Annotated in this window: 24 protein-coding genes and 3 riboswitches; of the genes, 5 read left to right on the forward strand and 19 right to left on the reverse strand. The window is 35.1% G+C overall.

Going from position 1 to position 26,756, the window contains the following annotated elements:
* Positions 1–58 precede the first annotated feature (58 nt).
* Positions 59–352: a YesK-like family protein gene (locus tag AC0L0O_RS25480; protein ID WP_000383852.1), complete on the reverse strand. Its 294-nt coding sequence runs from the start codon at positions 350–352 to the stop codon at positions 59–61.
* 153 nt (positions 353–505) lie between these two features.
* On the opposite strand from AC0L0O_RS25480, the gene AC0L0O_RS25485 reads away from it, so the two are divergent.
* Both AC0L0O_RS25485 and AC0L0O_RS25490 read left to right on the forward strand, forming a co-directional pair.
* Positions 506–1,819: an alkaline phosphatase family protein gene (locus tag AC0L0O_RS25485; RefSeq protein ID WP_000356458.1), complete on the forward strand. Its 1,314-nt coding sequence runs from the start codon at positions 506–508 to the stop codon at positions 1,817–1,819.
* A gap of 108 nt (positions 1,820–1,927) precedes the next feature.
* Positions 1,928–3,211, forward strand: coding sequence for an MFS transporter (locus AC0L0O_RS25490; RefSeq protein WP_000738818.1), 1,284 nt, complete (start codon positions 1,928–1,930; stop codon positions 3,209–3,211).
* A 26-nt stretch (positions 3,212–3,237) separates the two neighbouring features.
* Here AC0L0O_RS25490 and AC0L0O_RS25495 read toward each other — a convergent pair whose 3' ends face one another.
* The 8 genes from AC0L0O_RS25495 to AC0L0O_RS25530 form a co-directional block, all read right to left on the reverse strand.
* The gene (locus AC0L0O_RS25495; protein WP_001983838.1) at positions 3,238–3,630 is read right to left on the reverse strand and encodes a hypothetical protein; all 393 of its coding nucleotides are present in this window, start codon (positions 3,628–3,630) and stop codon (positions 3,238–3,240) included.
* A 12-nt stretch (positions 3,631–3,642) separates the two neighbouring features.
* Positions 3,643–3,894, reverse strand: a complete 252-nt coding sequence (locus AC0L0O_RS25500; RefSeq protein WP_001996603.1) for a helix-turn-helix transcriptional regulator — start codon at positions 3,892–3,894, stop codon at positions 3,643–3,645.
* A 56-nt stretch (positions 3,895–3,950) separates the two neighbouring features.
* A complete protein-coding gene (locus AC0L0O_RS25505; RefSeq protein WP_000645360.1) occupies positions 3,951–5,183 on the reverse strand; it encodes an MFS transporter in 1,233 nt (410 codons plus the stop codon).
* Positions 5,184–5,249: 66 nt separating this feature from the next.
* Positions 5,250–5,831 carry a TetR/AcrR family transcriptional regulator gene (locus tag AC0L0O_RS25510; protein WP_001254429.1) on the reverse strand — a complete coding sequence of 194 codons (582 nt, stop codon included), beginning with the start codon at positions 5,829–5,831 and terminating at the stop codon, positions 5,250–5,252.
* A gap of 80 nt (positions 5,832–5,911) precedes the next feature.
* A complete protein-coding gene (locus tag AC0L0O_RS25515) occupies positions 5,912–6,055 on the reverse strand; it encodes a hypothetical protein (RefSeq protein WP_000439126.1) in 144 nt (47 codons plus the stop codon).
* Between the two features lie 126 nt (positions 6,056–6,181).
* The gene (locus AC0L0O_RS25520) at positions 6,182–6,427 is read right to left on the reverse strand and encodes a hypothetical protein (RefSeq protein WP_000394351.1); all 246 of its coding nucleotides are present in this window, start codon (positions 6,425–6,427) and stop codon (positions 6,182–6,184) included.
* A 13-nt stretch (positions 6,428–6,440) separates the two neighbouring features.
* Positions 6,441–6,755: a thioredoxin family protein gene (locus AC0L0O_RS25525; RefSeq protein WP_000713042.1), complete on the reverse strand. Its 315-nt coding sequence runs from the start codon at positions 6,753–6,755 to the stop codon at positions 6,441–6,443.
* Positions 6,756–6,765: 10 nt separating this feature from the next.
* Positions 6,766–7,137, reverse strand: a complete 372-nt coding sequence (locus AC0L0O_RS25530) for a DnaJ family domain-containing protein (protein WP_000382363.1) — start codon at positions 7,135–7,137, stop codon at positions 6,766–6,768.
* 371 nt (positions 7,138–7,508) lie between these two features.
* Here AC0L0O_RS25530 and AC0L0O_RS25535 point away from each other — a divergent pair, with 371 nt between their 5' ends.
* On the forward strand, positions 7,509–9,533 hold the full coding sequence (locus tag AC0L0O_RS25535) for a glycosyl hydrolase family 18 protein (protein WP_001983801.1): 2,025 nt from the start codon (positions 7,509–7,511) through the stop codon (positions 9,531–9,533).
* 457 nt (positions 9,534–9,990) lie between these two features.
* Here AC0L0O_RS25535 and abc-f read toward each other — a convergent pair whose 3' ends face one another.
* From abc-f to AC0L0O_RS25570, 7 genes are all read right to left on the reverse strand, one after another.
* Positions 9,991–11,535 carry a ribosomal protection-like ABC-F family protein gene (gene abc-f / locus AC0L0O_RS25540; protein ID WP_001983865.1) on the reverse strand — a complete coding sequence of 515 codons (1,545 nt, stop codon included), beginning with the start codon at positions 11,533–11,535 and terminating at the stop codon, positions 9,991–9,993.
* A 304-nt stretch (positions 11,536–11,839) separates the two neighbouring features.
* Positions 11,840–12,613 (reverse strand): hypothetical protein, encoded by a 774-nt coding sequence (locus AC0L0O_RS25545; protein WP_000848341.1) that lies wholly within the window; start codon positions 12,611–12,613, stop codon positions 11,840–11,842.
* Between the two features lie 67 nt (positions 12,614–12,680).
* On the reverse strand, positions 12,681–13,430 hold the full coding sequence (locus AC0L0O_RS25550; protein ID WP_000016062.1) for an ABC transporter ATP-binding protein: 750 nt from the start codon (positions 13,428–13,430) through the stop codon (positions 12,681–12,683).
* Positions 13,427–14,425 carry an ABC transporter substrate-binding protein gene (locus AC0L0O_RS25555; RefSeq protein WP_000715551.1) on the reverse strand — a complete coding sequence of 333 codons (999 nt, stop codon included), beginning with the start codon at positions 14,423–14,425 and terminating at the stop codon, positions 13,427–13,429. Before AC0L0O_RS25555 ends, AC0L0O_RS25550 begins: the two co-directional genes overlap by 4 nt.
* The gene (locus AC0L0O_RS25560; protein WP_001057157.1) at positions 14,422–15,195 is read right to left on the reverse strand and encodes an ABC transporter permease; all 774 of its coding nucleotides are present in this window, start codon (positions 15,193–15,195) and stop codon (positions 14,422–14,424) included. The genes AC0L0O_RS25555 and AC0L0O_RS25560 overlap by 4 nt, the downstream gene beginning before the upstream one ends.
* Positions 15,167–15,487 (reverse strand): MTH1187 family thiamine-binding protein, encoded by a 321-nt coding sequence (locus AC0L0O_RS25565; RefSeq protein WP_000082906.1) that lies wholly within the window; start codon positions 15,485–15,487, stop codon positions 15,167–15,169. Before AC0L0O_RS25565 ends, AC0L0O_RS25560 begins: the two co-directional genes overlap by 29 nt.
* A 100-nt stretch (positions 15,488–15,587) precedes the next feature.
* Positions 15,588–15,689, reverse strand: a riboswitch (TPP riboswitch).
* Positions 15,690–15,750: 61 nt separating this feature from the next.
* Positions 15,751–17,490, reverse strand: a complete 1,740-nt coding sequence (locus AC0L0O_RS25570; RefSeq protein ID WP_000761101.1) for a methyl-accepting chemotaxis protein — start codon at positions 17,488–17,490, stop codon at positions 15,751–15,753.
* 141 nt (positions 17,491–17,631) lie between these two features.
* A riboswitch (cyclic di-GMP riboswitch) is annotated at positions 17,632–17,716 on the reverse strand.
* A 283-nt stretch (positions 17,717–17,999) separates the two neighbouring features.
* Here AC0L0O_RS25570 and AC0L0O_RS25575 point away from each other — a divergent pair.
* Complete coding sequence (locus tag AC0L0O_RS25575; RefSeq protein WP_000498690.1) at positions 18,000–19,313, forward strand: anaerobic C4-dicarboxylate transporter family protein; 1,314 nt, start codon at positions 18,000–18,002, stop codon at positions 19,311–19,313.
* A gap of 115 nt (positions 19,314–19,428) precedes the next feature.
* On the opposite strand, the gene thiE is transcribed toward AC0L0O_RS25575, so the two are convergent.
* Together thiE and thiM are read right to left on the reverse strand one after the other, a co-directional pair.
* The gene (gene thiE / locus AC0L0O_RS25580; protein WP_001983807.1) at positions 19,429–20,088 is read right to left on the reverse strand and encodes a thiamine phosphate synthase; all 660 of its coding nucleotides are present in this window, start codon (positions 20,086–20,088) and stop codon (positions 19,429–19,431) included.
* Positions 20,089–20,104: 16 nt separating this feature from the next.
* Complete coding sequence (gene thiM / locus AC0L0O_RS25585; protein ID WP_001092689.1) at positions 20,105–20,911, reverse strand: hydroxyethylthiazole kinase; 807 nt, start codon at positions 20,909–20,911, stop codon at positions 20,105–20,107.
* Positions 20,912–20,983: 72 nt separating this feature from the next.
* Positions 20,984–21,093: riboswitch (TPP riboswitch) on the reverse strand.
* A gap of 226 nt (positions 21,094–21,319) precedes the next feature.
* On the opposite strand from thiM, the gene topB reads away from it, so the two are divergent.
* Positions 21,320–23,509 carry a DNA topoisomerase III gene (topB, locus tag AC0L0O_RS25590; RefSeq protein ID WP_001140209.1) on the forward strand — a complete coding sequence of 730 codons (2,190 nt, stop codon included), beginning with the start codon at positions 21,320–21,322 and terminating at the stop codon, positions 23,507–23,509.
* A 40-nt stretch (positions 23,510–23,549) separates the two neighbouring features.
* On the opposite strand, the gene AC0L0O_RS25595 is transcribed toward topB, so the two are convergent.
* Positions 23,550–26,465, reverse strand: coding sequence for a YhgE/Pip domain-containing protein (locus AC0L0O_RS25595; RefSeq protein ID WP_000810128.1), 2,916 nt, complete (start codon positions 26,463–26,465; stop codon positions 23,550–23,552).
* Positions 26,466–26,756 lie beyond the last annotated feature (291 nt).

A 26,756-nucleotide genomic window follows, 5' to 3' on the forward strand; every position in this document is an offset into this window, starting at 1 on the left:
ACCCTAAAACAAGAGTGAATTTTCTTATTTTTATATATTCTTTTCATTTTTTGCAGTTTTATACGTAGCTTTTTCGCGAGATTTTTACAAGTTGATGTGCAATCATACCGATAAGTGTACCAAGTAGAACGAAGAAACCAATAAACCCATACCCCATTCCTTCCCATCCACCAATAACCATCATTGTAACAGGAAAGGATGCTAAACAAAGAAGTATTAGACTAAGTGCAAATATAATATCGAACTGCTTGTCTGGAAACCGTTTCTTTAGTAAATACGAAATAGCAAATACAAGGATAATCGTGATTCCGCCAATGATGTAAAATATACCAAATCCATCTAACCAGTCCATACTATTCCCTCCTTCCATAGATTCCCTTATACTTATTATATGTTTAACTTTTCTGAAAATAAATAATAAATTTTATTCAAAAACATATTTTTATTACTAGGTATTAATAGTAATATATAGTAATAGGTTTTATATAATTAGGAGGATTGCTTTATGGATAAAGCATTAACGAATCGTGTCATCATTTTATCATTCGACTGTTTATCAGCTTTAGATTTTCCTATACTACAAAAATTACCTTACTTCCAATCTCTAATCAAAAAGGGCACGGTTGTCGAAAAAGTAGAACCAATTTATCCTTCTGTAACATACCCAAGTCACTCAACAATCGTTACTGGAAACTATCCTAATAAACATGGCGTAGTTAGCAATACGTTACTTCAACCTGGGCGCCAGTCACCAGATTGGCATTGGTACCGAAAATCCATTAAAGGAACAACGTTATACGATGAAGCACATAAAGCAAATTTAACGACAGCTGCCCTTCTATGGCCTGTTACCGGCAGAGCAAATATTGATTACAATTTACCAGAAATCTTTCCAAATAGGCCGTGGCAAAATCAAGTTTTAGTTTCATTATTTAGCGGTAGCCCGCTGTATCAATTAGATTTGAATCGTCGTTTCGGCCATATACGAAATGGGCTGTCACAACCTGAACTCGATGATTTCGTACTTGCTTCTGCTGTGCATACAATCCAGACGAAAAAGCCTAATGTTATGTTCGTGCATTTTACTGATTTAGACACTCAAAGACACTATCATGGCTTTGAATCCAAAGAAACAATAGCTGCAATTCATAGACATGATGAGCGGCTAGGGCAAATTATTCAAGCTTTAAAAGACAGTGACCTATACGAAGAGAGTACAATTATCGCTCTTGGTGACCATAGCGCTTTAAGTGAAAACAAAGCCATTCAATTAAATGTACTATTTCATCAAAAAGGGCTTATATCTGTAAATTCAAAAGGAAATTTAGTAGATTGGAAAGTCTATTGCCAAAGTTGTGACGGCTCTGCCTATGTATATGTGAAGGACAAAAATGATACGGATACAATTCGGGAGGTACAACTACTCCTTGAAGAACTACTTCAACATAAACAAAACGGAATTGAATTTATACTTCATGATGAAGATGCGAAGGAATGTGGTGCAGATGGTAATTGTTTATTTATGTTAGAAGCGCGAGAAGGATATTATTTCACTGAAAACTATACAGGAGATTTTATAAAAGAAATTACTGAAAAAGATGTTACGCCTAGTAAAAAATATACATTTGGTACGCATGGATACTCTCCAACAAAACCTAACTATGAAACAATTTTTATAGCTGCTGGGAAAGGGATAAAAAGCGGCGTTACCATTCCGTATATGAGACTTATTGATGAAGGCCCAACTATCGCTAGACTACTCGGTTTACACTTAGGTGAAACAGACGGATCAATTGTAGAGGATTTACTCCAATTGTAAAGAACTGTGTATATATGTAAAAGTTATGTAAAAATCATCACTGTTTCTCTTTTTATAATTTTTATTTTTGTACACTGTTAGTAGAACTAATTTAAGGGGGAACACTATATGAAAAAAATGTCCAGACAAGAAAAAAGCTGGATATTATACGATTGGGCGAACTCGGTATATTCGCTCGTCATTACAACTGCATTATTCCCAATTTACTTTAAAGCAGCTGCAAAAGAAGCTGGACTATCTGGTGCAACGTCAACAGCATATTGGGGATATGCAAACTCATTCGCTACACTTTTAATTTCTATACTTGCTCCTATTCTCGGCACAGTTGCTGATTATAAAGGATTTAAAAAACGATTTTTCACATTCTTCTTTGGACTCGGCATTGTATTTACAAGTATGTTAGCAGTCGTCCCAACATCTCAGTGGTACTTATTACTAGGATGCTATATGCTCGCATTAGTCGGTTTTGCTGGAGCAAACATTTTTTATGACGCATTTTTAGTAGATGTCACTTCTGAAGATAGAATGGATCGAATTTCTACGAGAGGTTTCGCTTTAGGCTATATTGGGAGTACTATTCCATTTATCGGTTGTATCGCTCTTATCATTCTTGCTCAAAAAGGAACTATCCCTTTATCAGTCGGCATTGCTAGTCAAATTTCATTCGCGATAACCGCTCTTTGGTGGGGACTATTCACAATTCCAATGCTGAAGAACGTAGAGCAAACACATTATATTGAACGTCACCCAAAACCAATTGCAATGAGCTTCAAACGCCTTGCTGATACTTTTAAAAATATTAAAGAATATAAAACGGTCTTTATGTTTCTAATCGCTTACTTTTTCTATATTGATGGGGTCGATACAATTATTACTATGTCTACCGCTTATGGAACAGATCTCGGCATTAGTGCAACGAATCTATTAATCATCTTATTCGTCACACAAATTGTAGCTTGTCCATTTGCTTTATTATACGGAAAATTATCAACAACATTTACAGGTAAAAAAATGCTATATGTCGGTATTATTATTTACATCATTATCTGCATATATGCTTATTTCTTAAAAACGACACTCGATTTCTGGATTTTAGCAATGCTAGTTGCTACTTCTCAAGGTGGTATTCAAGCACTTAGTCGTTCCTATTTTGCAAAACTAGTACCTAAAGAATCTGCAAATGAATTTTTTGGATTTTATAATATATTTGGCAAATTCGCCGCGATTATGGGTCCAGTATTAGTCGGTGTTACAACGCAATTAACAGGAAAAACAAACGCTGGTGTTCTTAGTATTATTGTATTGTTTATTATCGGTGGATTTTTATTAACTAGGGTCCCTGAAAATAATACATCCGTTACACCACCTAATCCGAAAACTAAAACGCTATAAGAAAAAGATCCTCTAGGGGATCTTTTTTATCTATAACGTCTTACAATTAAAAACTCAACAGCTGGCTTTACAACTATCGCAGCACATAACGCAAACAATAACGGTATGTTATGAAAATCAATCCATCTATTAAAGCCTACCGATGCGAAAAACAGACCAAAAATGAATACAACAAGTACGTAATATGTAACATTGGCACTTGTTTTTAATACATGTCTTTCTAAATCCTGGTTCTCCTCAGTTTCCCCTTCAACGCTATGTGATGCCGAACTTTTAAATAGATAATGCAACGCGATGCTGCAAATAAATAGTGCATACCAGTTTACTTGAAGTTCAGTTAACCAATAGTAAAGTGCATACAGTAACGTACCTATAGACACTAATATAGTAACGAAAAGGCTTATTTTCTCTTTCCCCAACAACTACTCCCCCTACTGCTTGTACAAAAATAGTTTATCAACAGTTGTTCCTAATACTTCCGCTAAACGAAAAGCTAACGCTAAGCTTGGATCATATTTATTATTCTCAATTGCATTTATCGTTTGTCTAGAAACCTTACATTTATCAGCTAATGCGCCTTGTGAAATATTATTTTCAGTGCGTAATTCATAGATTTGATTTTTCACACCATTTCTCCTAACCTGTAAAATCGTTTTTACATCATCAGTATATAATTGGCTCATATAGTTGTCAAAAGTTCGCCAAAGAAAAAGGGAGCACTTCTGCTCCCTTACAATAGTTATTTCGACGCTAACGAATTTGTTAGTTCCTCTTTAGTAGTGACATCTTCTTTCTTTATTTGCATGCGTAGAACTGGCCCTATTGCTAATAAAATAAGTGCCATTGCTATACAAAATACAATAACCAGTGATGTCATTTCCTTTAATCCTCCAGCTAAAGCAGTACCAATTAGCATAGCTCCCATAAACAGCGGTAAAATTGTTCCATTTACTCTTCCAACCATATTTTCTGGTACAAGTTGAATCATAAGCGTACCGACAACGATATTAACGCAAGCTAAACAAATACCTGTTCCAAATCTCATGAAACTAGTAATCCAAAATGATGTAGATAGCCCTTCTACTAAAAATGACATCGCTAATATGCTCATACCGAATACAAACATCTTTTTTGGATTCACCTTTGAAGCAAACACTGCAGCAACAATACCACCAATTAACATACCTATTCCATCAGCTGCAGCTAAATATTGAACTGCTTCCTTTTCCATTCCAAGGCGTTCTATTACAAGAAACACCTCTAACGGATTCGTTAGTCCAACAGCTAAGCCCATAATGGTGAAAGTAATTGTAATCATACGTAAATTTTTCGTATGAAGAACGTATTTCCAACCCTCTTTTATATCATTTTTTAATGAATCTCTTGCCACTTGCTCTTGTTCAACCCATTTCGGTAAAAATGAAAGAGCGATAGCAGATAACAAAAATAAAATGATTAAGCTATATAGTGACGTAAATAAACCAAGTTGTGTATACACAAGCGATCCTACCACTGGTCCAAAAATCATAAATAATGACTGTAATGTTTGGTTAAATGCAATCGCATTTGCTACCTGTTCTTCCTTTACGTAGCGCTTAAATATACGCGAAGATGATGGCTGAGAAAACTGGCCTACAATCGCGGAAATGAGTGTTGCAAAAAATATAGCCTGCCAATAATCCAGCTTTAACAACAAGACAATACCTATGATAGATAGTACACTTAACACATCTCCAGCAACCATCGTTCTTTTCGGATTCCAACGATCGGCTAGTGCACCACCGATAAACGAGAAAATAAAAATAGGTGCATATTCCATAACCGATAACAACGAAACTGAAACTGGATCATTATTCGTTCGCTCCATTATGAAATACAAAAGGGCCATATTTCTAATCCAAATTGCAAATTGTTGTAAAATATCCGATGCCATAACGAGCATAAATGCTCGATTTTTAAATAAAGCTTTCATTTTTATTCTCCTTCCATAAACCGACCGTTCGGTCTAATTTATTTTGTAAGAAAAGCAACTGACCTATTATTCAGCTGCCATTCCTTTTAACAATACATCTATCGCCTTTTTATAAATACGTTTCAATTCTTTATAATCTAACTCGTAATAAAGTACTCCCAGCCCTGATAATAATCCATTTACAATATACATAAGATCGCGCGTATTATCTTCACGAAACTCTCCAGACTGTATGCCTGCTTCAATTAATGTCTCAAACATAACATACGATTCTCTAGTTAAAGCTAACATTTCATCCAAAATTTCTTTGCTTACAACTTGGCTCATAGAAAATTCTTCTATTGCATTAGAAATAGGTTGTTGTATATCCTCTACATGATATTCTGCTAAGGCATACAATTTCTCAGTGCTAGTACTATACAACTTCTCTTTTTCATTCCATTTTTCAAGCCAATCATACGTATGCTGCTTTACTACAAATAAAAATAATTCTTCTTTACTTTTAAAGTGATAATAAATGCTTCCTTTACTTCTCTCTGTAATTTCACAAATCTCTTCCATAGATGTGGCTGCATAGCCCTTCTGTGAAAATAAAATTTCTGCTTTATATGCAATTTCTTTCTTTATCTCTTCTGCACTTCTTCTCATATTCACACCTCTTTAAACCGACCGTTCAGTCTAATAATAACAAATTAAAAACCTCTATTACAAGAGGCTATATTTCTTATTTAAGAAAATGTACTTTCAAACCACGTTCGAATCATATGTATAATTCCAATTTTAAATCCTAATTTCACAAGAAATACGCCTCCCGCAGCTAATAAAAATAACATTACTTTCCCCTTATTTTTCACTTTCGGTTCCCTTTCCATTTCCATTCCCCTTAGTATATTAAAAACATTTAATCAAACGTTTGTTTAACTGTTTTTATGCATATGTAAGCCAACTAATCAAACGTTTGTTTAAAAAGAAATACACCTATATAAGGCGCATTTTCATCAATCACCGCCGCCACCGCAGCTTCCTCCACTATCTCCACCAGAAGACCCTCCGCAATCATGTGAACCTCCATCATGCGAGCTATCATTATCAGACCCAGCAAAGAAAAATAATGGCGATGAGCTGTTAGATGAATTATGAATGTTATTTTGTTTCATAAGATTTACCTTCTTTTTGTTTGATCGAACTGCTGTTACGATTATTCCAATTACAACAAATAATAGTATAAAAATAATAAATTCCATTTAAAAGCCTCCCTTATTCCTCGAATAATTGAATGGTTCTCTCTAGATTTTCAAGCGAAATGAAGCGCGATTCACGAAGAATCTCTTTTCCATTATGAAATAATAAAATTGTCGGTCCAGTAAATACTGCATATCGCCCTGCAACCTCTTGCATGTCTTGCAGTAATATCTCTATTTTCTCTACGTAATCATAATTCTCTAATACGTAATTTACTTTCCTTAACATGACATCACAAACACCACAATTTTCCGTTTTAATAAATAGAAGTACTAATTGTTGTTCTTCAATATATGTTGCTAATTCTTCTATCGTTTCAAATTTTTTCATCTTATCCCTCTTAACGTAGTTTATGAAATACTTTATCTTGATACATACGAAATGCTGAACTATCTTTAATCTTTCTTTTTTCCATTACTTGCTGAAAACGTAGTGTTTTTGCCGTTAACTCTTCTTGTAATTTTTTTCGCTCTTCTTCATCATAACAGCAAGCAATTAAATCCTCTATTTTTAATATATCTTTTTGTAGTTCCATTTCTGGGGGAATCATTCCCGCATTTTTTAAAATTTTATAACTCATTCTAAGTTCTGGAGGTACCATTGAAAGATCTTCTAATTGTAGTGGTTTTCCTTTTCCCGGAATATTATCGAGATCACCATTCCGTATTGCTTGTCGAATTTTTTCTTCAGCAATATTCAAAAACACATCCACACTATTCCCTCCTTTACATATTTTTACTATTATTTTACATGATATTTTCTCATCTTGCTATGCCATAAGAAATTGACTTCATACAATTTTTTCTCAATTTTATTTATAAGGAGCTATTTTCTAACTCACAGATGTTTTATTTTCATATACAGTTTGTATTCAAGCCCTTTTATATTGAGAAAATCCTTCTGAATTGAATAAAGCGTTTACACTAAATCTTACATTTGTTACGATTTAATCATCCTCAGCTCCTTGTATAGACTTCGTGATGTCTGATCATTTTTATCTAGATGATTTATACATCTAAATTCATTTTGATTTATTGGCGCATGCCTTTAAATATATCTTTTATTTTGAAAGGAGAAATGGCTATGAAATCAAAAAAATTCACACTGCTATTACTATCCCTACTACTCTTCTTACCTCTTTTTCTCACAAACTTTATTACTCCAAATGTCGTATTAGCAGATTCACAAAAGCAAGATCAAAAAATTGTTGGGTATTTTCCTTCATGGGGCATTTACGGACGTAATTATCAAGTTGCAGACATTGATGCATCAAAGCTAACTCATTTAAACTATGCTTTCGCTGATATTTGCTGGAATGGAAAACATGGAAATCCTTCTACTCACCCCGATAATCCAAATAAACAAACGTGGAACTGTAAAGAATCTGGTGTACCACTGCAAAATAAAGAGGTCCCTAATGGTACTCTCGTACTCGGTGAGCCATGGGCTGATGTCACAAAATCTTATCCTGGCTCAGGTACAACTTGGGAAGATTGTGATAAATACGCACGCTGCGGAAATTTCGGCGAACTGAAACGATTAAAAGCTAAGTATCCTCACCTAAAAACAATTATTTCCGTTGGTGGCTGGACTTGGTCTAACCGCTTTTCTGACATGGCCGCTGATGAAAAAACAAGAAAAGTATTCGCTGATTCTACAGTCGATTTCCTACGCGAATATGGATTTGATGGCGTTGATTTAGATTGGGAATATCCGGGCGTAGAAACGATTCCTGGTGGTAGTTATCGCCCTGAAGATAAACAAAACTTCACCCTACTCCTTCAGGATGTTCGAAATGCATTAACGAAAGCTGGTGCAGAAGATGGTAAAAAATATTTACTAACAATTGCATCAGGTGCAAGCCAACGTTATGCTGATCATACAGAGCTAAAGAAAATCTCTCAAATACTGGATTGGATTAATATTATGACATATGATTTCCACGGTGGATGGGAAGCTACTTCTAACCATAATGCAGCTCTATACAAAGATCCAAATGATCCAGCAGCGGATACGAAATTTTACGTAGATGGTGCGATAGACATTTATACAAATGAAGGGGTTCCAGCAGATAAACTCGTATTAGGTGTACCATTTTACGGACGCGGGTGGAAAAGTTGTGGAAAAGAAAATAACGGACAATACCAACCTTGTAAACCAGGTAGCGATGGAAAGCTCGCTTCTAAAGGTACTTGGGATGACTATTCTACCGGCGATACAGGTGTGTATGATTATGGTGATTTAGCAGCTAATTATGTTAATAAAAATGGTTTTGTTCGCGGATGGAACGATGTGGCGAAAGTACCTTATTTATATAATGCAACTACAGGCACATTTATTAGCTATGATGACAACGAATCTATGAAATATAAAACAGACTATATAAAGACAAAAGGTTTAAGTGGCGCAATGTTTTGGGAGCTTAGTGGTGACTGTCGCACAAGTCCAAAATATAGTTGTAGTGGACCAAAATTACTTGATACGTTAGTAAAAGAATTACTAGGTGGACCTATTACTCAAAAAGATATTGAGCCACCAACAAACGTAAAAAATATTGCTGTAACAAATAAAAATTCAAACTCAGTTCAATTAAACTGGACGGCATCTACTGATAACGTAGGAGTTACGGAATATGAAATTACTGCTGGAGAAGAGAAATGGAGTACAACAACAAATAGCATTGCAATTAAAAACTTAAAACCTAATACAGAATACACATTTTCAATACTAGCAAAAGATGCTGCTGGGAATAAATCACAGCCTACTTCTATTATTGTAAAAACAGATGATGCTAACACAACACCTCCTGGTGGAAATAGCAATGCTACCTTTTCAGTCACTTCAAATTGGGGAAGTGGTTACAACTTCTCGATTGTAATTAAAAATAGTGGAACGACCCCTATTAAAAACTGGAAATTAGAATTTGATTATAACGGCAATTTAACACAAGTTTGGGATTCTAAAATTAGTAGTAAAATAAATAATCATTACGTAATTACGAATGCAGGATGGAATGGTGAAATTCCTCCTGGTGGATCAATTACAATCGGAGGGGCAGGAACAGGCACTCCTGCTGAACTTGTAAATGCATCCATTAGCGAAAACTAAACGTAACTTCCATTAATTGTTTCACTAAAGTTTGAATTTAGGTTTGAGTGCTCTCTCCTAAATTCAAACTTTTAATTTTATGAAAAATCACAAATAAACATTATAATAACCTATTATAATTATATTTAGTTTCCAATATGAAGTTCGTGTGAAGTTCACCTGAATTTTACATGAATTTCCTTTAAGCTCTATTGTCTTCCTATACCAATCACATTATCCTTTACATATAGGAATTATTTTCATTCCATTTCAAACTATCTACATATATATATAAAGATAGTCGCCTATTAGGGAAAGGCATCTAGTATTATTATAAATATAAACATAACAAAAGAAAAAGCACGCTTATAAGCGCACCATAAGAGTGCTTCTTCATACAATTCTCATGTAAGAGTTCTCGAAAATCATGTTAATCACAAAGAAAAGGCATTAGCTTATACAAGCTAATGCCTTTTCTTTATTCATATTGTTCAGCGTTCCATTCTTCTATATTCCATACTTTTGTTATCCATGCTTCATAAAAAGAAGGCTCATGTGAAACAAGTAAAACTGTTCCTTTATATTGTTGTAACGCTTCCTGCAAAGACTTCTTTGTTTCTATATCCAAATGATTAGTTGGTTCATCTAAAATTAAAACATTACTTCTCGTTACAATAAGTTCGCATAAACGTACTTTCGTTTGTTCTCCGCCGCTTAATAAACGAATAGGTTTTAATACGTGTTCTTCTTTCAATCCACACTTTGCTAATGCTTGGCGCACTTCTTTCTTTGTCATATCTGGTCGCTCTGCCCAAACTTTCTCTAAGGGTGTTGTTTCTGAAGCAAACTCTTCCTGGGCAAAATACGCAGGATTTACTCGTTCTCCAACAGAAATTGAACCGCTTAGCGGCTTAATTTGACCTAATAATGTTTTTAACATCGTCGTTTTTCCAATTCCATTATGACCAATAATCGCTATCTTCTCTCCTTTTTTCACTTGTAAATTCAACTCTGGGCATAACGGATCACTATAACCTATCCTTAGTTTCTCAGCTTGCAATATACGACTCACCGGCTCCTCATAAACATTGAAATCAAAACGGGATCGAGGTACAGGATGAATCTTTTCAATCCTTTGCATTTTCTCCAATACTTTCTCTCGACTTTTAGCCTGTTTCGCTTTACGAATTTTATTTTTTTGAATAAATGTTTCTAACTGAGAGATTTCTTTTTGTTGTTTCACATACGCCGATTGTAATTGTTTCTTTTGCACTTGATAACTTTGTACAAACTTTTCATAGTTTCCTACGTATCGCTTCACTTTCCCTCCTTCTAGATGAAAAATAACATTTGTAATACTGTTCAAAAATAATTCGTCATGCGAAATGATTACATAAGCTTTTTCATATAGTCTCAAATACGATTGCAACCATTCTATATGGGCTGTGTCTAAATAATTTGTTGGCTCATCTAGTAATAAAACATCAGCTTTTTCTAAAAGAAGCTTCCCAAGTAATAACTTTGTTCGCTGTCCCCCACTTAACTTCGATACATCCTTTTTCAAACCTATTTCAAATAAACCTAAACCGATTGCTACTTCTTCAACTTCTGCATGAATGTGATAGAAATTAGAGCTTTCCAATATAGTTTGTAATTCTCCATACTTTACTAACAGTTTTTCTACTTCTCCTGCTCCATTCATTTCTTCAGCAATTTTTAACATTTCGCATTCAATCGCATACAAATCAGCAAATGCACTTTGCAAGTATCCCTCAATTGTCATCCCTTCTTGTAAATCCATATGCTGCTGTAAAAAACCTATCTTCACATGAGGAAACCATTCAATATTCCCATCATCATGTATAAGTTCTCCTGTTAAAATCCTTAGCAATGTTGATTTTCCAATTCCATTTCCCCCTACTACCCCAACATGCTCGCCCTTCAATAGTCGAAAACATGCATTATATAAAATGGTTTTCTCACCATACGAATGACTTACATTTTCTACCGTTAATATACTCATTATTTTCTCTCCTTTACTTATAGTTCATAAGCTAAATAGAGAGAGCAACAGTATAAAGCCTTATTTAATTGTGCATATAAAAATGGGTAAGGTGAATACACCTTACCCATTACATATTATCGTAAAAAAGGATTAAGGTTCTTTACCTGCTGTCTTCAATTTAGCTTAATCGATAAAAATGGGCAGACTTCTCCCATATCAAGCTAAAACCATTTGAAGAACAGTTGATAAAGTCATTTTATCCTTTCACTCCTTTAACATTTGTTATATTAAGAGTATAAACTCCTCTGTTATATTCTATTCTCTACTTTTCCTTTTGTTCCTTCCCCATGTTATCGTTTTCTGCATAAATTTCTTTATACATCTTTTCTAATGCATATGGACTTGTAAAGATGAACGTTAACGATTTCCACATATAAATTCTTCTTTGTAATTCTATTCCGTATCCTTTACTCACCATACTTTTCACTTCTGGAATATGGTCTTCGGTTTGAAATTGTTGTACAGACTTCAATTCATCCGTTTTAAAATCTGTTAAAAGACCTACCACAACTCGTCCATGTTCCTGTGATCTTTCTTCTAAATCAAACTGAATTGAATGGACAAAACCTAAAACGTGAAAAATTTGAGCATGTAAACCAACAACAGCACGCTGTTCCATTAAATTGTAGCACTCTCGTTTTAGCACCTCCACCATTTCCAAAGAATTTCTATCAACTTTCATTTTGCCGACAAACATAACTTTTACAATATGAGCGACTGCCCCCATACTTTTTAATACACTCTCTAGAATTTCTACCGCGTCTTCTACGTAACCATTTAAAATTATAGAATGAATAAATTCATCTAATACCGCTTGAAACTTTTTAATTAAATGTAAATCACGTAATTCCGGAACATCTTTTCTCAATTGATCTCGACCTTGAACCCACTTTAAAATTTCTGTCATTTCTTCTTCTTTTAATTCATGATGTTCCATACCATACTTCATTAATAAAATATGATTTTTTAATACAGCTTTTCTTTCTTCAAGATTATCTGCCGTTAATTCATCCACTATTTTCTCTATAGTTTTCATCTTTCTCCCCCTATATAAAAAAAGCCTTTTAACAGTAATTATACCAAAAACTGTTAAAAGACTTTTTCTATTTTTTCATATAAGGAGCTAATACTCTCAGAATTTCTTCCTTATCCTTCTTTAACTCAATTGATGTTAACATATCCATCGTTCTCGGCCTAGGTAATTTCACTTGTACCTCACCAACTATTGATGCTGGTCTTTGAGATAAAATAAATACGCGATCCGAAAGCAAGATTGCCTCATCTAAGTCGTGTGTAACCATAACGATTGTTTGCTTCTCTTGGTGCCAAGAGTTTAAAAGCCAGCTATGTACTTCCATTTTTGTAAAAGCATCTAATTTACCAAAAGGCTCATCAAGTAACATAATTGGCTTTTCACATAAATATGTGCGCAGAAAACTAATTCTTTGACGCATCCCTCCAGACAATTCATCTGGATAATGGTCTGCATATTCATCTAGTTCAAACTGCTTTAATGCTTCCATTCCTTCTGTCAGCCTTTGTTTTTTCGGCTTCCCTTCAATTTCTAACGGAAGAACGATATTTTGTAAAGCTGATCGCCACGGTAGTAATAAATCCTGTTGCGGCATATAACTTACAACATCTTGCTCTTGTATGTGCTTATCGTTATACGTTACACTTCCACTTGTTGGATTTTCAACATTTGCGATCATATTTAATAGTGTGCTTTTCCCGCAACCACTCGGTCCTACAAAGGAAACGAACTCTCCCTCTCGTATAGAAGCACTAATATTTGCTAATACATTCTTTCCATCGAAAGATTTCACAATATCTTTTATTTGTAATCCACTCATTTTTCACTTGGAAGGAACTCATTTGTAAAGGCATCTTTCACATCAATTTTCTTCTTAATAACTTTGTTATCATATAAGAAATTCATGTAATTCGTCCAAACTTCTTCCTTCTGTACTCCCCACGCTTTTGCATCATCTTGATACTTCGTACTTAACCATTTTTGACTTTCTTGTACTAAATCTTTATTTACATCTGGAACAGCTTTAATTAAAATATCAGCAGCTTCTTTCGGCTCTTTAATTGCGAAATTATAACCCTCTGTCGTTGCGCTCATAAACTTTTTCACAAAGTCTTTATCTTGCTTCGTATGTTTTTCACTAGTAATCATAACAGGACTATAGAAATCAAGCGCTGGATCTAAGTCTTTCACCATAATCGTATTTAACTCTTTTCCTTGGCGCTTCGCTTCAATTCCATCCCATCCATAATAAATCCATTCAAAATCTGCATCACGACCAATTGATTTAAAGAAATCTGTTTGTCCTAAAATGATTTTTTCAACTTTATTAAAATCAGCTTGGTGCTTATCCATAATAGTCTTTAATGTCGCTTCTTCCGCTGGTCCTCCCCAGCCACCGTAACGTTTCCCTTCAAAATCTTTCGGTGACGTCATATTATCTTTCTTAAGCGATGCAAAAGCTGAAGTGTTATGCTGAATAATCGCCCCTACAGATACAACAGGAATACCTTCCACACGAGCCAACGTTACATTTTCTTGTGCGCTTATTGCGAAGTCAGCTTTTCCTGAAGCTATCATTTGCTCCGCCGTCACATTATCACCAGGCTGAATGATTTCTACATCTAAGCCTTGCTTTTTATAATAATCTTTCGCTTGTGCTACATATAAGCCGGTATGATTCGTATTCGGAAACCAATCTAATACGACTTTTACTTTTTGATCTTTACTTGCACTTTCTTCTTTCTTCGCCGGATTACATCCAGCCACACCTACTGCTAATAAGGCAGCCAACATAACTTTTAAACCTTTTTTCATTTTCTGCCGTCCTTTCTATATATCCATGGTGCTGTTATTCTTGCCATAAACTCTACGATAAAATACAGACATAATGTCACCATTACAATAATCGCTGCAACACCAAATACTCGGGCTGTTAAAAAGGATTTCGTAGCCCTTGTAAGCATAACTCCTAATCCTTCACTGGCACCGAGCCATTCTCCAATAATCGCTCCCATTACGCTATATGTAACTGCAATTTTTAAACCTGAGAAAAAATATGGAAGCACTGCTGGAAACTTTACTTTCTGGTAAACTTGCCATTTCGTTGCCTTCATCGTTTGCAACAACTTCAACATATTTTTATCTACCGTTTGAAAACCTTCTAAAATGCTAAGCGCAATCGGGAAGAAACAAACGAGTATGACTACCATTACTTTCGGTAGCATTCCATATCCAAACCAAATAATAAATAACGGTGCAAGTACAACGATTGGAATCGTTTGCGAAATAACAAGCAACGGATTTATTAAAATACGAAATAAAGGGATAACGTCCATAAGAATTGCAATGCTTGTCCCAATTAAAATCGCAAAGAACAGTCCAATTATAACCTCTTGCAGTGTTTGCATCGTATTCGGTAATAGTAAATCTTTCATTCCAATTAATTCTTGAACAATGGCAGAAGGCTTCGGTAAAATCCACGGTTCGATTTTAAATAATGAAACAGATCCTTCCCATATCGCAATGAGAAGGATAAGCCAAATTGTTGTAATTATTTTAGATTGCTTCTGGTTTTGCATATTCATCACGGTACTTCCAAACTTTTTCATCTATCGTTACACCAGTGCTTGGACGATAGTGGATTTTAATAGAAGTAATCACTTCTTCAGCTCCAGCATCCACACAAGCTTGTTGCGCACGTTTAACGACATCAAGAAGTACATCTAATTCTCCTTCCAGCGTTGTTTCCATTGCCCCTACTTCATAACGAACTCCCGATTGTTGCACAACTTCAATTGCCTTATCAACAACAGAATATACGTCTTTTGTTTTCGCTTGTGGTACTACTGAAAATGACATTGTAACTTGTTGTGACATAATAAAATCCCCCTTATGAAATTAAATTTTAAAACAAGAAAAGGCTTTCCTACCACGTAGGAAAGCCTTGTATGCAAGTTATTATAGAATAACATATGCTACATTACTTTAAGTAACTCCCTACGCTGGCATTATCCAGATCAGGTTGAGGGTCGATGTTTGCTCACATCCTCTCAGCCAATTGGCTCCCCGGTCCTTAATTCGTTTTCATTGTAGCATGATTTATTTTATTGAACAAACAAAAGCATGTATAATCATTTCATTTAACTTTTGAACTCCCCAATTAACTCTTGTAACTCCTGTGAAAGCCAGCTTAAAGAACTGGCTAATTCAGCAATATCTTGTACAGACATTTCCTGTTCTTTCATACTTTCTTCAACATTACTACTACTATTTGTATACGTATTTGCGATAAGTGATAGTTCATTTACAACACGAACAATATTTTGGCTATTTTGCAATATATCACTTGAATTGCTAGAAACAACTCTAACTTGATTTGTAACAGATTGTGCTGATTTTGAAATTTCCTCAAAGAAAGCACCATTCATTTCAACAAGTTTCATCCCAGATTCTACTTCTTTTGAAGCTTTTCGTATTGAAACAACAGCTTCTTCCGTACCAGCTTGTGTTTCCCTTATTAAATTTGCTATATCTTTTGCTGATGCTTCCATCTGCTCTGCTAATTTACGCACTTCATCAGCAACAACGGCAAATCCCTCTCCAGTTTCCTCAGCACGTGAAGCTTCAATAGTAGCGTGTAAAGCTAGCGAATTAGTTTGATTTGAAATACTTGTAATTACAGTTACAATATCACTAATTTCTTTTGATCTTACTTCCAAAGAATAAATGATAGAAGATAAATCTTGTACTGCATTTTGTATTATATTCATTTGATTAATTGCCTGTTTAGTAACACCGTTTCCTTTAACTGAATGATGCTCTATACCTTCAGACACTTTCTCCATTTGTTTTGCCGCATTCGTTATCTCTTCCATCTTATCTTCCACTTCATATACAATACCTAAATACTGTGGTACTGAAGTTTCTTGTAACTGAGCGCCAGCTCTTAACTCAACCATAGAACTTACGATTTCTTGAACTGCCATACTATTCTCTTTCGTACTCACTGACAATTCTTGTGAAGATGAGGAAACCTGTTCTGCTGTCTGCTTCACTTTATCTATAATTCCTTTAAACTTCTCGATGGTATTATTAAAATAAGAATTAATAATACCAATATCATCTGATCTTTCCTCTAATTTAATATTTAAATCACCTTCACCAACTCTGCGCAATCCTTCACGTAAATCTCGCAATGGAGCAAGTGCATTACGTACAATTAAGAATTGAATAACAGTTGCAATTAAAACAGAAATACAAATAAACATTAAACCTTGTATAATGAACTTTTCCTTTGTACTAGGAACAATAGAGGCATCTACATCGGCTGCAACAATTGCCACAATATTTCCTTCTCCATCTTTAATTGGCTCTAATATCGTTACCCATGTTCCTAATAGATCTTCATATACTACTGTCATGTTTGCTTTTTTCGTGCTCATTACCTTATCGTATGCTTCCATCCAAAGATCTGGTTGTTTATAATATTCTCCCGGCCTTACTTCAACAACATTTGCTAAGTCTGTAGACAAGTCGACGATTAGTAACTCACCTTTTTCATTTTTTTTTGCTCCAACAATATACGTTTGTCCAACACTATTCAATTCTTCCGTTGCTTCATCTAATTTCTCTGTTAACTTCTCTCTCTTTTCTCTTTGTGCCACTGGGTCTTTTGTAACATCTCTCACTATTTCTTCGTCTAATTTATGTAATACCGTATCTCCTGTTTCAAAAGAATGCCTTTCAAATATAGACATCATGCTATTTTGAAACATGTTAAAACTTAACGCTCCCATAGTACCAACAAGCGTCAAAATAACTAACACAGTTAACAATACATTCTTTTGAAGAAATGATAGCTTGTGCCAATATTTTTTCATCAACATCACCTTTCTTAATTAACTTAATATAAAGGAAAACTATTAAAATAGAAACCTTATCAACAACTGATAAGGTTTCTCATTTGTTTACAAATAAAAAAAGACCAATGAAAAAGCATTGGTCAAGACCAACCCTATCCGTCCGGTAACTGGCTAGCGTAGCCTTTCGGCCTTAGCTCCTGTAGTTTTGCGTCCTAATGTTTCCATCAGTTTGCCTTTCTCGCTGAACGAGTTGAACGATATGGGAGTTCTATGAGAATTACATTATTCTCTATCAAAGATTACAACATAAAAATTAAAATGTCCACCTATTTAGAGATACAAATGTAAAATTTGGATGCATTATTTTTTCGAAATAATTTAACAAAGTACGTGAATGTTACATTTCTTGTGTTATATAATAAAAAATGTATATAACACAAGGATTGTTTTGAATATTTATTTTAATTTTCTTTTAAATTAAATTATTCGAATATATCTTAACTAATGAATTTCGGAGGTAGTTTATCATGTTTTGGCTACAATTTCTTACATTACTACTCTGCATTTTTATTGGCGCACGTCTAGGCGGAATTGGTCTAGGAGTAATGGGTGGCGTTGGTATGGCAATACTTGTTTTCGTCTTCCACTTACAACCTACAGCTCCTCCTATTGATGTCATGCTTATGATTTTAGCAGTAATTACAGCTGCTGGTGCACTCCAAGCCGCTGGAGGAATGGACTACCTTGTTCATCTGGCCGAGAAAGCATTACGAAAAAATCCAAAACGCATTACATTCTTTGCTCCAATTGTTACTTATTTATTTACACTTTGTGCAGGAACTGGTCACGTTGCTTATTCTGTACTTCCTGTTATCGCAGAAGTCTCTCGCGAATCTGGAATTAGACCGGAACGACCAATGTCAATTGCCGTAATTGCTTCCCAACAAGCAATTACAGCTAGTCCTATATCAGCTGCAACAGTTGCACTTTTAGCAATGTTAGCTGACTATAAAATCACCTTATTAGATATTTTAAAAGTAAGTATCCCTTCTACTTTCATCGCTTGTATGATAGCTGCATTTGTTGCTAGCAAAATGGGGAAAGAATTAAATGAAGACCCTGAATACTTAAAGCGATTAAAAGAAGGAATGATTCCTAAGATTGAAGAGAAAAAAGAATTTGTTGGTGTAAAAGGCGCTAAATTATCAGTTATCCTTTTCTTAGTAGGAACTTTCCTTGTCGTACTTCTCGGTTCATTTGAAGCACTTCGTCCAGGATGGATAGTTGATGGGAAGTTAGCCCGTCTTTCCATGCCAAACACAATTGAAATGGTTATGTTAACGATCGCAGCTCTTATTATTATTTTCTGTAAACCAAATGTAGAAAGCATCGTGTCTGGTAACGTCTTTAAAGCGGGGGCAACAGCAGTTGTTGCTATTTTCGGTATCGCTTGGATGGGAGATACTTTCTTTAACGGAAACTTAAATATGATTCAAGGATCAATTCAGCATCTAGTAACAAGTGCGCCATGGCTATTTGCCATCGCATTATTCATTCTATCTATTTTACTATATAGCCAAGCAGCGACAGTACGCGCTTTAATGCCTCTTGGATTATCACTCGGTATTCCACCAGCACTACTAATCGCGATGTTCCCTGCAGTAAATGGATATTTCTTCATTCCAAACTACGGAACAATCGTTGCTGCCATTAACTTTGATCGTACTGGTACAACTGGCATTGGTAAATATGTTTTAAATCATAGCTTTATGATTCCAGGCCTAATCGCAACATTCACTTCTATCGGAATTGGAATGCTCTTAATATCAATTATGTTTTAAAGAAAAAGCACAAACCTACAAATTTAAAGGGTTTGTGCTTTTTTAATCAAACGTTTGTTTAAATATCTTTATCTGTCCAGTCTGTTCTTTACTATTTTTGTGAAGTTCCCTTTTCCTACAAACTCCTACTTACTTCCTCTACTAATTTCTTCGTACTTTCATAGGCAGATTCCGCTAAACTAATCGCAGAAATAACGGAAACACCATCCGCACCTGCTTCTATAACCGAAGCTGTATTTTCAATTGAAATGCCACCAATCCCAACAATCGGTATTGTAATTCCTTGCTCTCTAAAATGAGCTAAACCTTTCGTTCCTTGCACCGCTTTCGTATCCTTTTTCGTACTCGTCGGAAAAATTGGGCCAACTCCTAAATAATCAGCTCCGTTTTCAATTGCCCAGCGTGCTTCTTCAATTGTATGGGTAGATACACCAACAATTTTATCCCCCATTTTTTCACGAACAGAAGTAATTCCTTCATCATCTTGTCCAACATGCACGCCAGCTGCATCTAACTCGAGGGCTAGTTCCACATCATCATTTACGATGAATGGTACACCGTATTCCTTACAAATTGCTTGTAATTCTTTTGCGAAACAAATACGTTCTTCTCCCGTTAAAGCCCCTTCTCCCTTTTCACGAAATTGAAAAATTGTTATACCACCTTCAAGTGCCTCTCTCAATACTTGCAGTGGATCCTTCGTACAATTGTTACTTCCCATAATAAAATATACTGATAATAACTTAGACATTTCTGCCTTTGAAATACGTGACATTTATTTTCCCTCCTTACTATATAACCTCAATCTTCCCATACTTTTCTATATCACCCGAAGTCGTATTGGCTAACTGATTTAAAAATTCAATTTGGAAACTACCAGGTCCTTTTTCTACTGTCTTAGCAGCTGCTAGTTCCGCGGCTACACCATAAAACGTTAATGCCGCTACTGCAGCCTTTACATAATCCTTTTCTACCGCTACAAATGCTCCTATTACAGAAGTTAGTAAACAACCAGTTCCCGTAATTTTCGTTAAAATAGAGTGACCATTTCGAATAACAATAGTTCGCTCTCCATCTGTAACAACATCTTCTTTTCCAGTAATCACCGCAACTGTATTTAGTTCATCTGCTGCCTGCTTTGCAATACTTACGACATTACCATTTCCAGCACCAGCGTCTACCCCTTTAATTTCCCATTTTTCATTAATAACGTTCGCTATTTCAGCTGCATTTCCGCGAATAATTGCTAATTCGATTTCAGCCGGAATATGTCTCGCAACTTCTGTTCGATACGAAGTTGCCCCTGCGCCAACCGGATCAAACAGTACCGGTACATCATTCCTATTAGCCGACTTACCAGCAAGTAACATCGCTTCTACCTCGTCAGGACGAAGTGTCCCCATATTTAATACTAACGCTCCAGCAATGCTAGCCATTTCTGCTACTTCTTCTTTTGCATACGCCATTACAGGGGATGCCCCTAATGCTAATAAACCGTTAGCTGTAAAATTTGTTACAACAACATTTGTAATATTATGAACGAGCGGATTAGATTCTCTCACCAAATCCACTACTTTGCTAATTTCTTTCGTATTCATCCTTCTCATCTCCTAACTATAGTGATGGGAGATACACAAAAAGGCACTTTGCGCGTACGCAAAGTGCCTGAACATGTGCTTTTACACTCTCCCTACGCTGGCATTATCCAACAGGTTCAAATGGTCAATGACGGAATAGTCATACTCTCAGTTTGCATCCACAAACTCCCATGTGCTTATTATTCATCTACTTCAAAGTCTACTCTTATTCTACTAAAATAACAAGTTCTTTACTTTTCTATTTAATATGGAAGCAACCTATATAACAATAAGCATAATAAAATGAAACTTTAATCAGTAGAGACTTTGTTCATTCCACTAAAAACCGTTCAAATATGGAGCGAAACTGAATCTCAAGAAGATGTATGCTATAGTTAACGTATGGAAATTTGAAAGGATGTTTTTAATATGGCAAAAAGCGTTGTAATCGCTGAAAAACCTTCCGTTGCACGAGATATTGCGCGTGTACTGAAGTGTGATAAAAAAGGAAATGGCTACCTTGAAGGTAGTAAATATATTGTAACTTGGGCTTTAGGTCATCTTGTTACATTAGCTGATCCAGAAAGCTATGATGTGAAATATAAAAAGTGGAATTTAGAAGATTTACCGATGCTACCTGAGCGTTTGAAATTAACTGTTATTAAACAAACAGGGAAACAATTTAACGCTGTAAAAAGTCAGCTTCTTAGAAAAGATGTAAATGAAATTATTGTAGCGACAGACGCTGGACGTGAAGGAGAATTGGTTGCTCGTTGGATTATTGATAAGGTTCGAATTAACAAACCAATTAAACGTCTATGGATTTCATCTGTTACTGATAAAGCAATTAAAGATGGTTTCGCAAATTTAAAACCAGGTAAAGCATATGACAATTTATACGCTTCAGCTGTCGCACGTTCAGAAGCTGACTGGTATATCGGTCTTAACGCGACTCGAGCTTTAACGACTCGCTTTAATGCCCAACTTAACTGTGGCCGTGTGCAAACACCTACTGTTGCCATGATCGCTAATCGTGAAGATGAAATAAAGAACTTCAAAGCTCAAACTTACTACGGCATTGAAGCTCAAACAACAAATCAATTAAAACTAACGTGGCAAGATGCAAATGGCAATAGCCGCAGTTTTAATAAAGAAAAAATTGATGGTATTGTAAAAGGTTTAGATAAACATAATGCTACTGTTTTAGAAATTGATAAAAAACAGAAGAAGTCATTCTCTCCTGGTCTTTACGATTTAACTGAATTGCAACGTGATGCCAATAAAAAGTTCGGTTACTCTGCGAAAGAAACATTGAATATTATGCAGAAATTGTATGAACAACATAAAGTGCTAACATACCCTCGTACAGATTCGCGTTACATTTCATCTGATATCGTTGGAACACTTCCAGAACGTCTAAAGGCGTGCGGCGTTGGGGAATATCGTCCTTTAGCACATAAAGTATTACAAAAGCCTATCAAGGCTAATAAATCATTTGTTGATGATAGTAAAGTAAGCGATCACCACGCAATTATTCCGACAGAAGGATACGTTAACTTCTCAGCCTTCACAGATAAAGAACGTAAAATTTATGATTTAGTTGTCAAACGTTTCTTAGCTGTTTTATTCCCAGCATTCGAATACGAACAACTAACGTTACGCACAAAGGTCGGCAATGAAACATTCATTGCACGCGGAAAGACAATTTTACATGCCGGTTGGAAAGAAGTATATGAAAATCGCTTTGAAGATGATGATGTAACTGATGACGTAAAAGAGCAACTTTTACCTCGCATTGAAAAAGGCGATACATTAACTGTAAAGTTAATTATGCAAACATCAGGTCAAACGAAAGCACCTGCACGTTTTAACGAAGCGACTTTACTTTCAGCAATGGAAAATCCTACAAAATATATGGATACGCAAAATAAACAACTTGCTGATACGTTAAAATCAACTGGTGGATTAGGTACTGTGGCAACACGAGCTGATATTATCGACAAACTATTCAATTCATTCTTAATTGAAAAACGCGGGAAAGATATTCACATTACTTCAAAAGGCCGTCAGTTACTTGATTTAGTACCAGAAGAGTTAAAATCACCTACACTAACTGGTGAGTGGGAACAAAAACTAGAGGCAATTGCAAAAGGTAAACTGAAAAAAGAAGTATTCATTTCCGAAATGAAGAACTATACGAAAGAAATTGTTTCTGAAATTAAATCGAGTGATAAAAAATATAAACATGACAACATTTCAACAAAGTCTTGTCCAGATTGCGGGAAACCAATGCTAGAGGTAAACGGCAAAAAAGGAAAAATGCTCGTTTGCCAAGACCGTGAATGTGGTCATCGTAAAAATGTATCTCGTACAACAAACGCTCGTTGCCCTCAGTGTAAGAAGAAGTTAGAATTACGTGGTGAAGGTGCAGGACAAATCTTTGCATGTAAATGTGGCTATCGCGAGAAATTATCCACATTCCAAGAAAGACGTAAAAAGGAATCTGGAAACAAAGCTGATAAGCGTGACGTTCAAAAATATATGAAACAGCAGAAAAAAGAAGAAGAACCATTAAATAACCCATTCGCAGAAGCATTAAAGAAATTAAAATTTGATTAAACAAAAAGGTTCCTACCTCTATCGGTAGGAACCTTTTATATTAGTGAATGATTTTACTTCCTTTTGCATTCTCAACGAATTTTTCACTTGATTTGTTAATTGGTGTTTTCAATAATAACGCAGCAACAATCATAACTACTACGAAAGCACTTAATACAAGTAAATCTCGCGTTACAATATCCCACAGCATTCCGCCTACTGTTTCACGAATTGCACTAATTGCGTATGTGAACGGTAAGAACGGATAAATCGCTTGGAAGAACGCCGGTGTCATTTGAATTGGGAATGTTCCACCCGATCCTGCTACTTGCAGTACAAGTAAAATGATCGCCATCGATTTCCCTACGTTTCCGAAAATAGAAACGAGTGAGTACACGATACAAACAAATACTCCACCTATAAATAAACTAAATAATACAAACCAGAACTTATCGACTACGTACGTACCGAGTAAGAATATATCTCCCATCGATACGATAAACGCCTGTGAAAGACCTATCGTTAAGAATGTTAATAAACGTCCGAAGTAAATTTCATGGCTCTTATAATTCGCGCCCTCTTCATGTACTTCTACTGTTAATAATGAAACCATTAATAATGCGCCTACCCATAATGCAAGCACTGTATAGAATGGTGACATTGCTGAACCATAGTTCGGCATTGCAAATAATTTATTCTCTTTTAAATTTACTGGATTTGCAAAGTAATCACTTTGCTTCTCAACATCGTTTTTCAACAAACGGATGATGTCTTTTAAATCCTCTTCAGATTCAAAATCACGAATTTTATCTGCTAATTCTTTAATCTTTTTCTCAGTAGCTGGCATTTCAGCTTTAATATCTGCTAATTTCTTTCTACCGTCTACTAAGCCTTTTGATGAATCTTCTAGTAATTTTTTAACATCTGGAAGCTTTTTGTCTGCTTCTTTTAAAATTTGAGATGTGTTTTTAGACATCTCTTTTGTACGAGCAATTGCTTCATTAAAGTTTGGAACGATTTCTGAATCGTATTTAGCTAAGATGTCACCTATTTGACCCGAAACATTTTTAGATACTTTATTAATACTCTCAATAACATCTGCCGCTGGTTTTTGACCTTTATTAATAGCGTCAATTCCTTTATCAGTTAAATCGATTCCTTTTTGAAGACCATCTTTTATTTTATTCAAATTAGAAATCATGTTATTCGTGTTCTTATCACTATTTACATCTGCTAAAACTTTATTCGTATTTTCCATAACAGGAATCATATCGTTAACTAAATTTAGCCCGGCTTTGAACTGGCCATTTAAATCATTTAAAGCTACTTTTGTAGAATCTAGTCCGTTAACACCTTTATTACTTAAGTCTTCTCTAGCTTTTTCAAGCTCTGTTTTTAATCTGCTGTAATTATTTACAGCCTGATCATAACCTTCTCTACCATTGTCTAATATCTCGTTAACTTTTTTTATTTCTTGATTTAAATTCTGTTGCGCATTTCCAGCTTTATCTTTTAATTGTTCAGCCGTACTTACCGCTTTTTCAAAATCCGCTACAAACGTCGCATTATAATCTGCCTCCGCTTGGTTTACTAAATTATTTATTGCATTTAACTTTTGATTAGTAGCATCTCTTACATCTTGTTTCACTTCTTGCCCTGTACCTATAATATTAGCGATATCTTTAACGCCGCCATTTGCATTTTCGATAGCTGATTTAAGATTCGTTAATTTATCTATTCGTTTTTGGAAGAAGTCTTTTCCAGAATCAGTTGGTGCGGATTCTTTAAATTTAGTAAAGATATCAATTACATACGAAACACTATCCACACGACCTTGAAGATTCTCAGAAACCTTGTTAAGATCTTGTTTCGCTTTTTCTGGATCAAAATTACCATTTTGTAACCCGTTTATAACTCCCTGTGCATAAGTTGTTCCAACACGTATTGAGCCGAATACATTATTTACAGTTTGATCAATATTTTTAGCTATATCTTTATATAATTGACCATTCACCTGCGGTAATTCTGGTATCTGTGGAATAGTTATATTAGGTAATACTGGGAATTTAGATGGATCTGGAAGTGCCATATTGAAATCAAAAGATGGGTTTTTTAAGAAATCAGTAATCGCCGCCGCACTATTCAAACCTGTTTGCATTGCGATTAAATTATTCTTAATAGTTCCTGGAGCACGATTCAATGTTTCATCGTTTCTCGCAAAGAATGCATCTAAGCTCTTAAGTGTATCCTGACCATCATTAATAACACTCTCTACAACCGGCAATTCTTTCTGCGCTACTTTCACAACATCCTCTGCTCGAGTCGCATCATCTAACGCCTTATCCATCAGTGTATTCATTTCTGGGAACTGCGCTTCTAACTTAAATACAAGATCTTTTACTTTCTCAATACTTGGTAAGTTTGTTTCTAAATCGATTCCAAGGTCATTGAAGATTTTAAAAATCTCACCGTTCGCTGTTTTAACAAAGTTTTTACTAATTTCTTCTGTAATACCTGATGCACCTTTTGCTGTAATTTTCGGTGCAATCGCGTTTACCTTTTCATTTACATAGTAATCAAGTTCTGGTTTCTGTGGATTTTCATCCAGAACAGTTGCAATCTTTTCAGAGAAGTCTTTTGGGATTGTAATGCTTGCATAGTAATCCCCACGTTCAACTCCGTAAATTGCTTGTTTTTCATCTACAAATTTCCAGCCAAGATTTTTGTTTTTCTTAAGGGAATCTACAATCTCGTCCCCGATATTAATATCTTTCCCTCTTAAATTAGAGCCTGCATCTTGGTTAGAAACTGCAATGGGAACCTCTTTTGTATTTCCATACGGATCCCAAGAAGCTTTAATGTTAAACCATGCATATAACGATGGTAAAATCATTAACCCTACAACAATAACAATTGCAGCCCAATGTTTGGCTACATTCCGTAAATCTGTCTTATAAATACGCCAAATTTGTTTCATAGAAGTTATCACCTAATTATATATTTTTCCTTCTTTAGAAAATGATACATACATTTTGCAATTATATCACTTTCTACATCGTGGATTAACCGAAAACGAACTATTTTTTCCTATTACCTTTGACTTATTACATTATATAACGAAGTAAGTTAAAGTATGAATACAAAATGACCAAATCGGTTTTACATTCAATAATAACAAATATATAGGAAATGTCATAAAAAATACAAGTATTTTCTCTTGGAAATACTTGTATTCCTCAAAAAAATCCTCACAGCTTTTCATCATCTG

This window comes from Bacillus sp. GS3m_15504 (assembly GCF_055825275.1).

Coding starts and splice junctions, on each gene's coding strand:
- AC0L0O_RS25535 (WP_001983801.1), top strand. CDS start 7,509: ATGAAATCAAAAAAATTCACACTGCTATTACTATCCCTACTACTCTTC.
- AC0L0O_RS25505 (WP_000645360.1), bottom strand. CDS start 5,183: ATGAAAGCTTTATTTAAAAATCGAGCATTTATGCTCGTTATGGCATCG.
- thiM (WP_001092689.1), bottom strand. CDS start 20,911: ATGAATACGAAAGAAATTAGCAAAGTAGTGGATTTGGTGAGAGAATCT.
- AC0L0O_RS25565 (WP_000082906.1), bottom strand. CDS start 15,487: ATGTCACAACAAGTTACAATGTCATTTTCAGTAGTACCACAAGCGAAA.
- topB (WP_001140209.1), top strand. CDS start 21,320: ATGGCAAAAAGCGTTGTAATCGCTGAAAAACCTTCCGTTGCACGAGAT.
- AC0L0O_RS25595 (WP_000810128.1), bottom strand. CDS start 26,465: ATGAAACAAATTTGGCGTATTTATAAGACAGATTTACGGAATGTAGCC.
- AC0L0O_RS25520 (WP_000394351.1), bottom strand. CDS start 6,427: ATGGAATTTATTATTTTTATACTATTATTTGTTGTAATTGGAATAATC.
- thiE (WP_001983807.1), bottom strand. CDS start 20,088: ATGTCACGTATTTCAAAGGCAGAAATGTCTAAGTTATTATCAGTATAT.
- AC0L0O_RS25570 (WP_000761101.1), bottom strand. CDS start 17,490: ATGAAAAAATATTGGCACAAGCTATCATTTCTTCAAAAGAATGTATTG.
- AC0L0O_RS25490 (WP_000738818.1), top strand. CDS start 1,928: ATGAAAAAAATGTCCAGACAAGAAAAAAGCTGGATATTATACGATTGG.
- AC0L0O_RS25480 (WP_000383852.1), bottom strand. CDS start 352: ATGGACTGGTTAGATGGATTTGGTATATTTTACATCATTGGCGGAATC.
- AC0L0O_RS25500 (WP_001996603.1), bottom strand. CDS start 3,894: ATGAGCCAATTATATACTGATGATGTAAAAACGATTTTACAGGTTAGG.
- AC0L0O_RS25510 (WP_001254429.1), bottom strand. CDS start 5,831: ATGAGAAGAAGTGCAGAAGAGATAAAGAAAGAAATTGCATATAAAGCA.
- AC0L0O_RS25560 (WP_001057157.1), bottom strand. CDS start 15,195: ATGAATATGCAAAACCAGAAGCAATCTAAAATAATTACAACAATTTGG.
- AC0L0O_RS25575 (WP_000498690.1), top strand. CDS start 18,000: ATGTTTTGGCTACAATTTCTTACATTACTACTCTGCATTTTTATTGGC.
- abc-f (WP_001983865.1), bottom strand. CDS start 11,535: ATGAGTATATTAACGGTAGAAAATGTAAGTCATTCGTATGGTGAGAAA.
- AC0L0O_RS25550 (WP_000016062.1), bottom strand. CDS start 13,430: ATGAGTGGATTACAAATAAAAGATATTGTGAAATCTTTCGATGGAAAG.
- AC0L0O_RS25525 (WP_000713042.1), bottom strand. CDS start 6,755: ATGAAAAAATTTGAAACGATAGAAGAATTAGCAACATATATTGAAGAA.
- AC0L0O_RS25545 (WP_000848341.1), bottom strand. CDS start 12,613: ATGAAAACTATAGAGAAAATAGTGGATGAATTAACGGCAGATAATCTT.
- AC0L0O_RS25515 (WP_000439126.1), bottom strand. CDS start 6,055: ATGGAAAGGGAACCGAAAGTGAAAAATAAGGGGAAAGTAATGTTATTT.
- AC0L0O_RS25485 (WP_000356458.1), top strand. CDS start 506: ATGGATAAAGCATTAACGAATCGTGTCATCATTTTATCATTCGACTGT.
- AC0L0O_RS25555 (WP_000715551.1), bottom strand. CDS start 14,425: ATGAAAAAAGGTTTAAAAGTTATGTTGGCTGCCTTATTAGCAGTAGGT.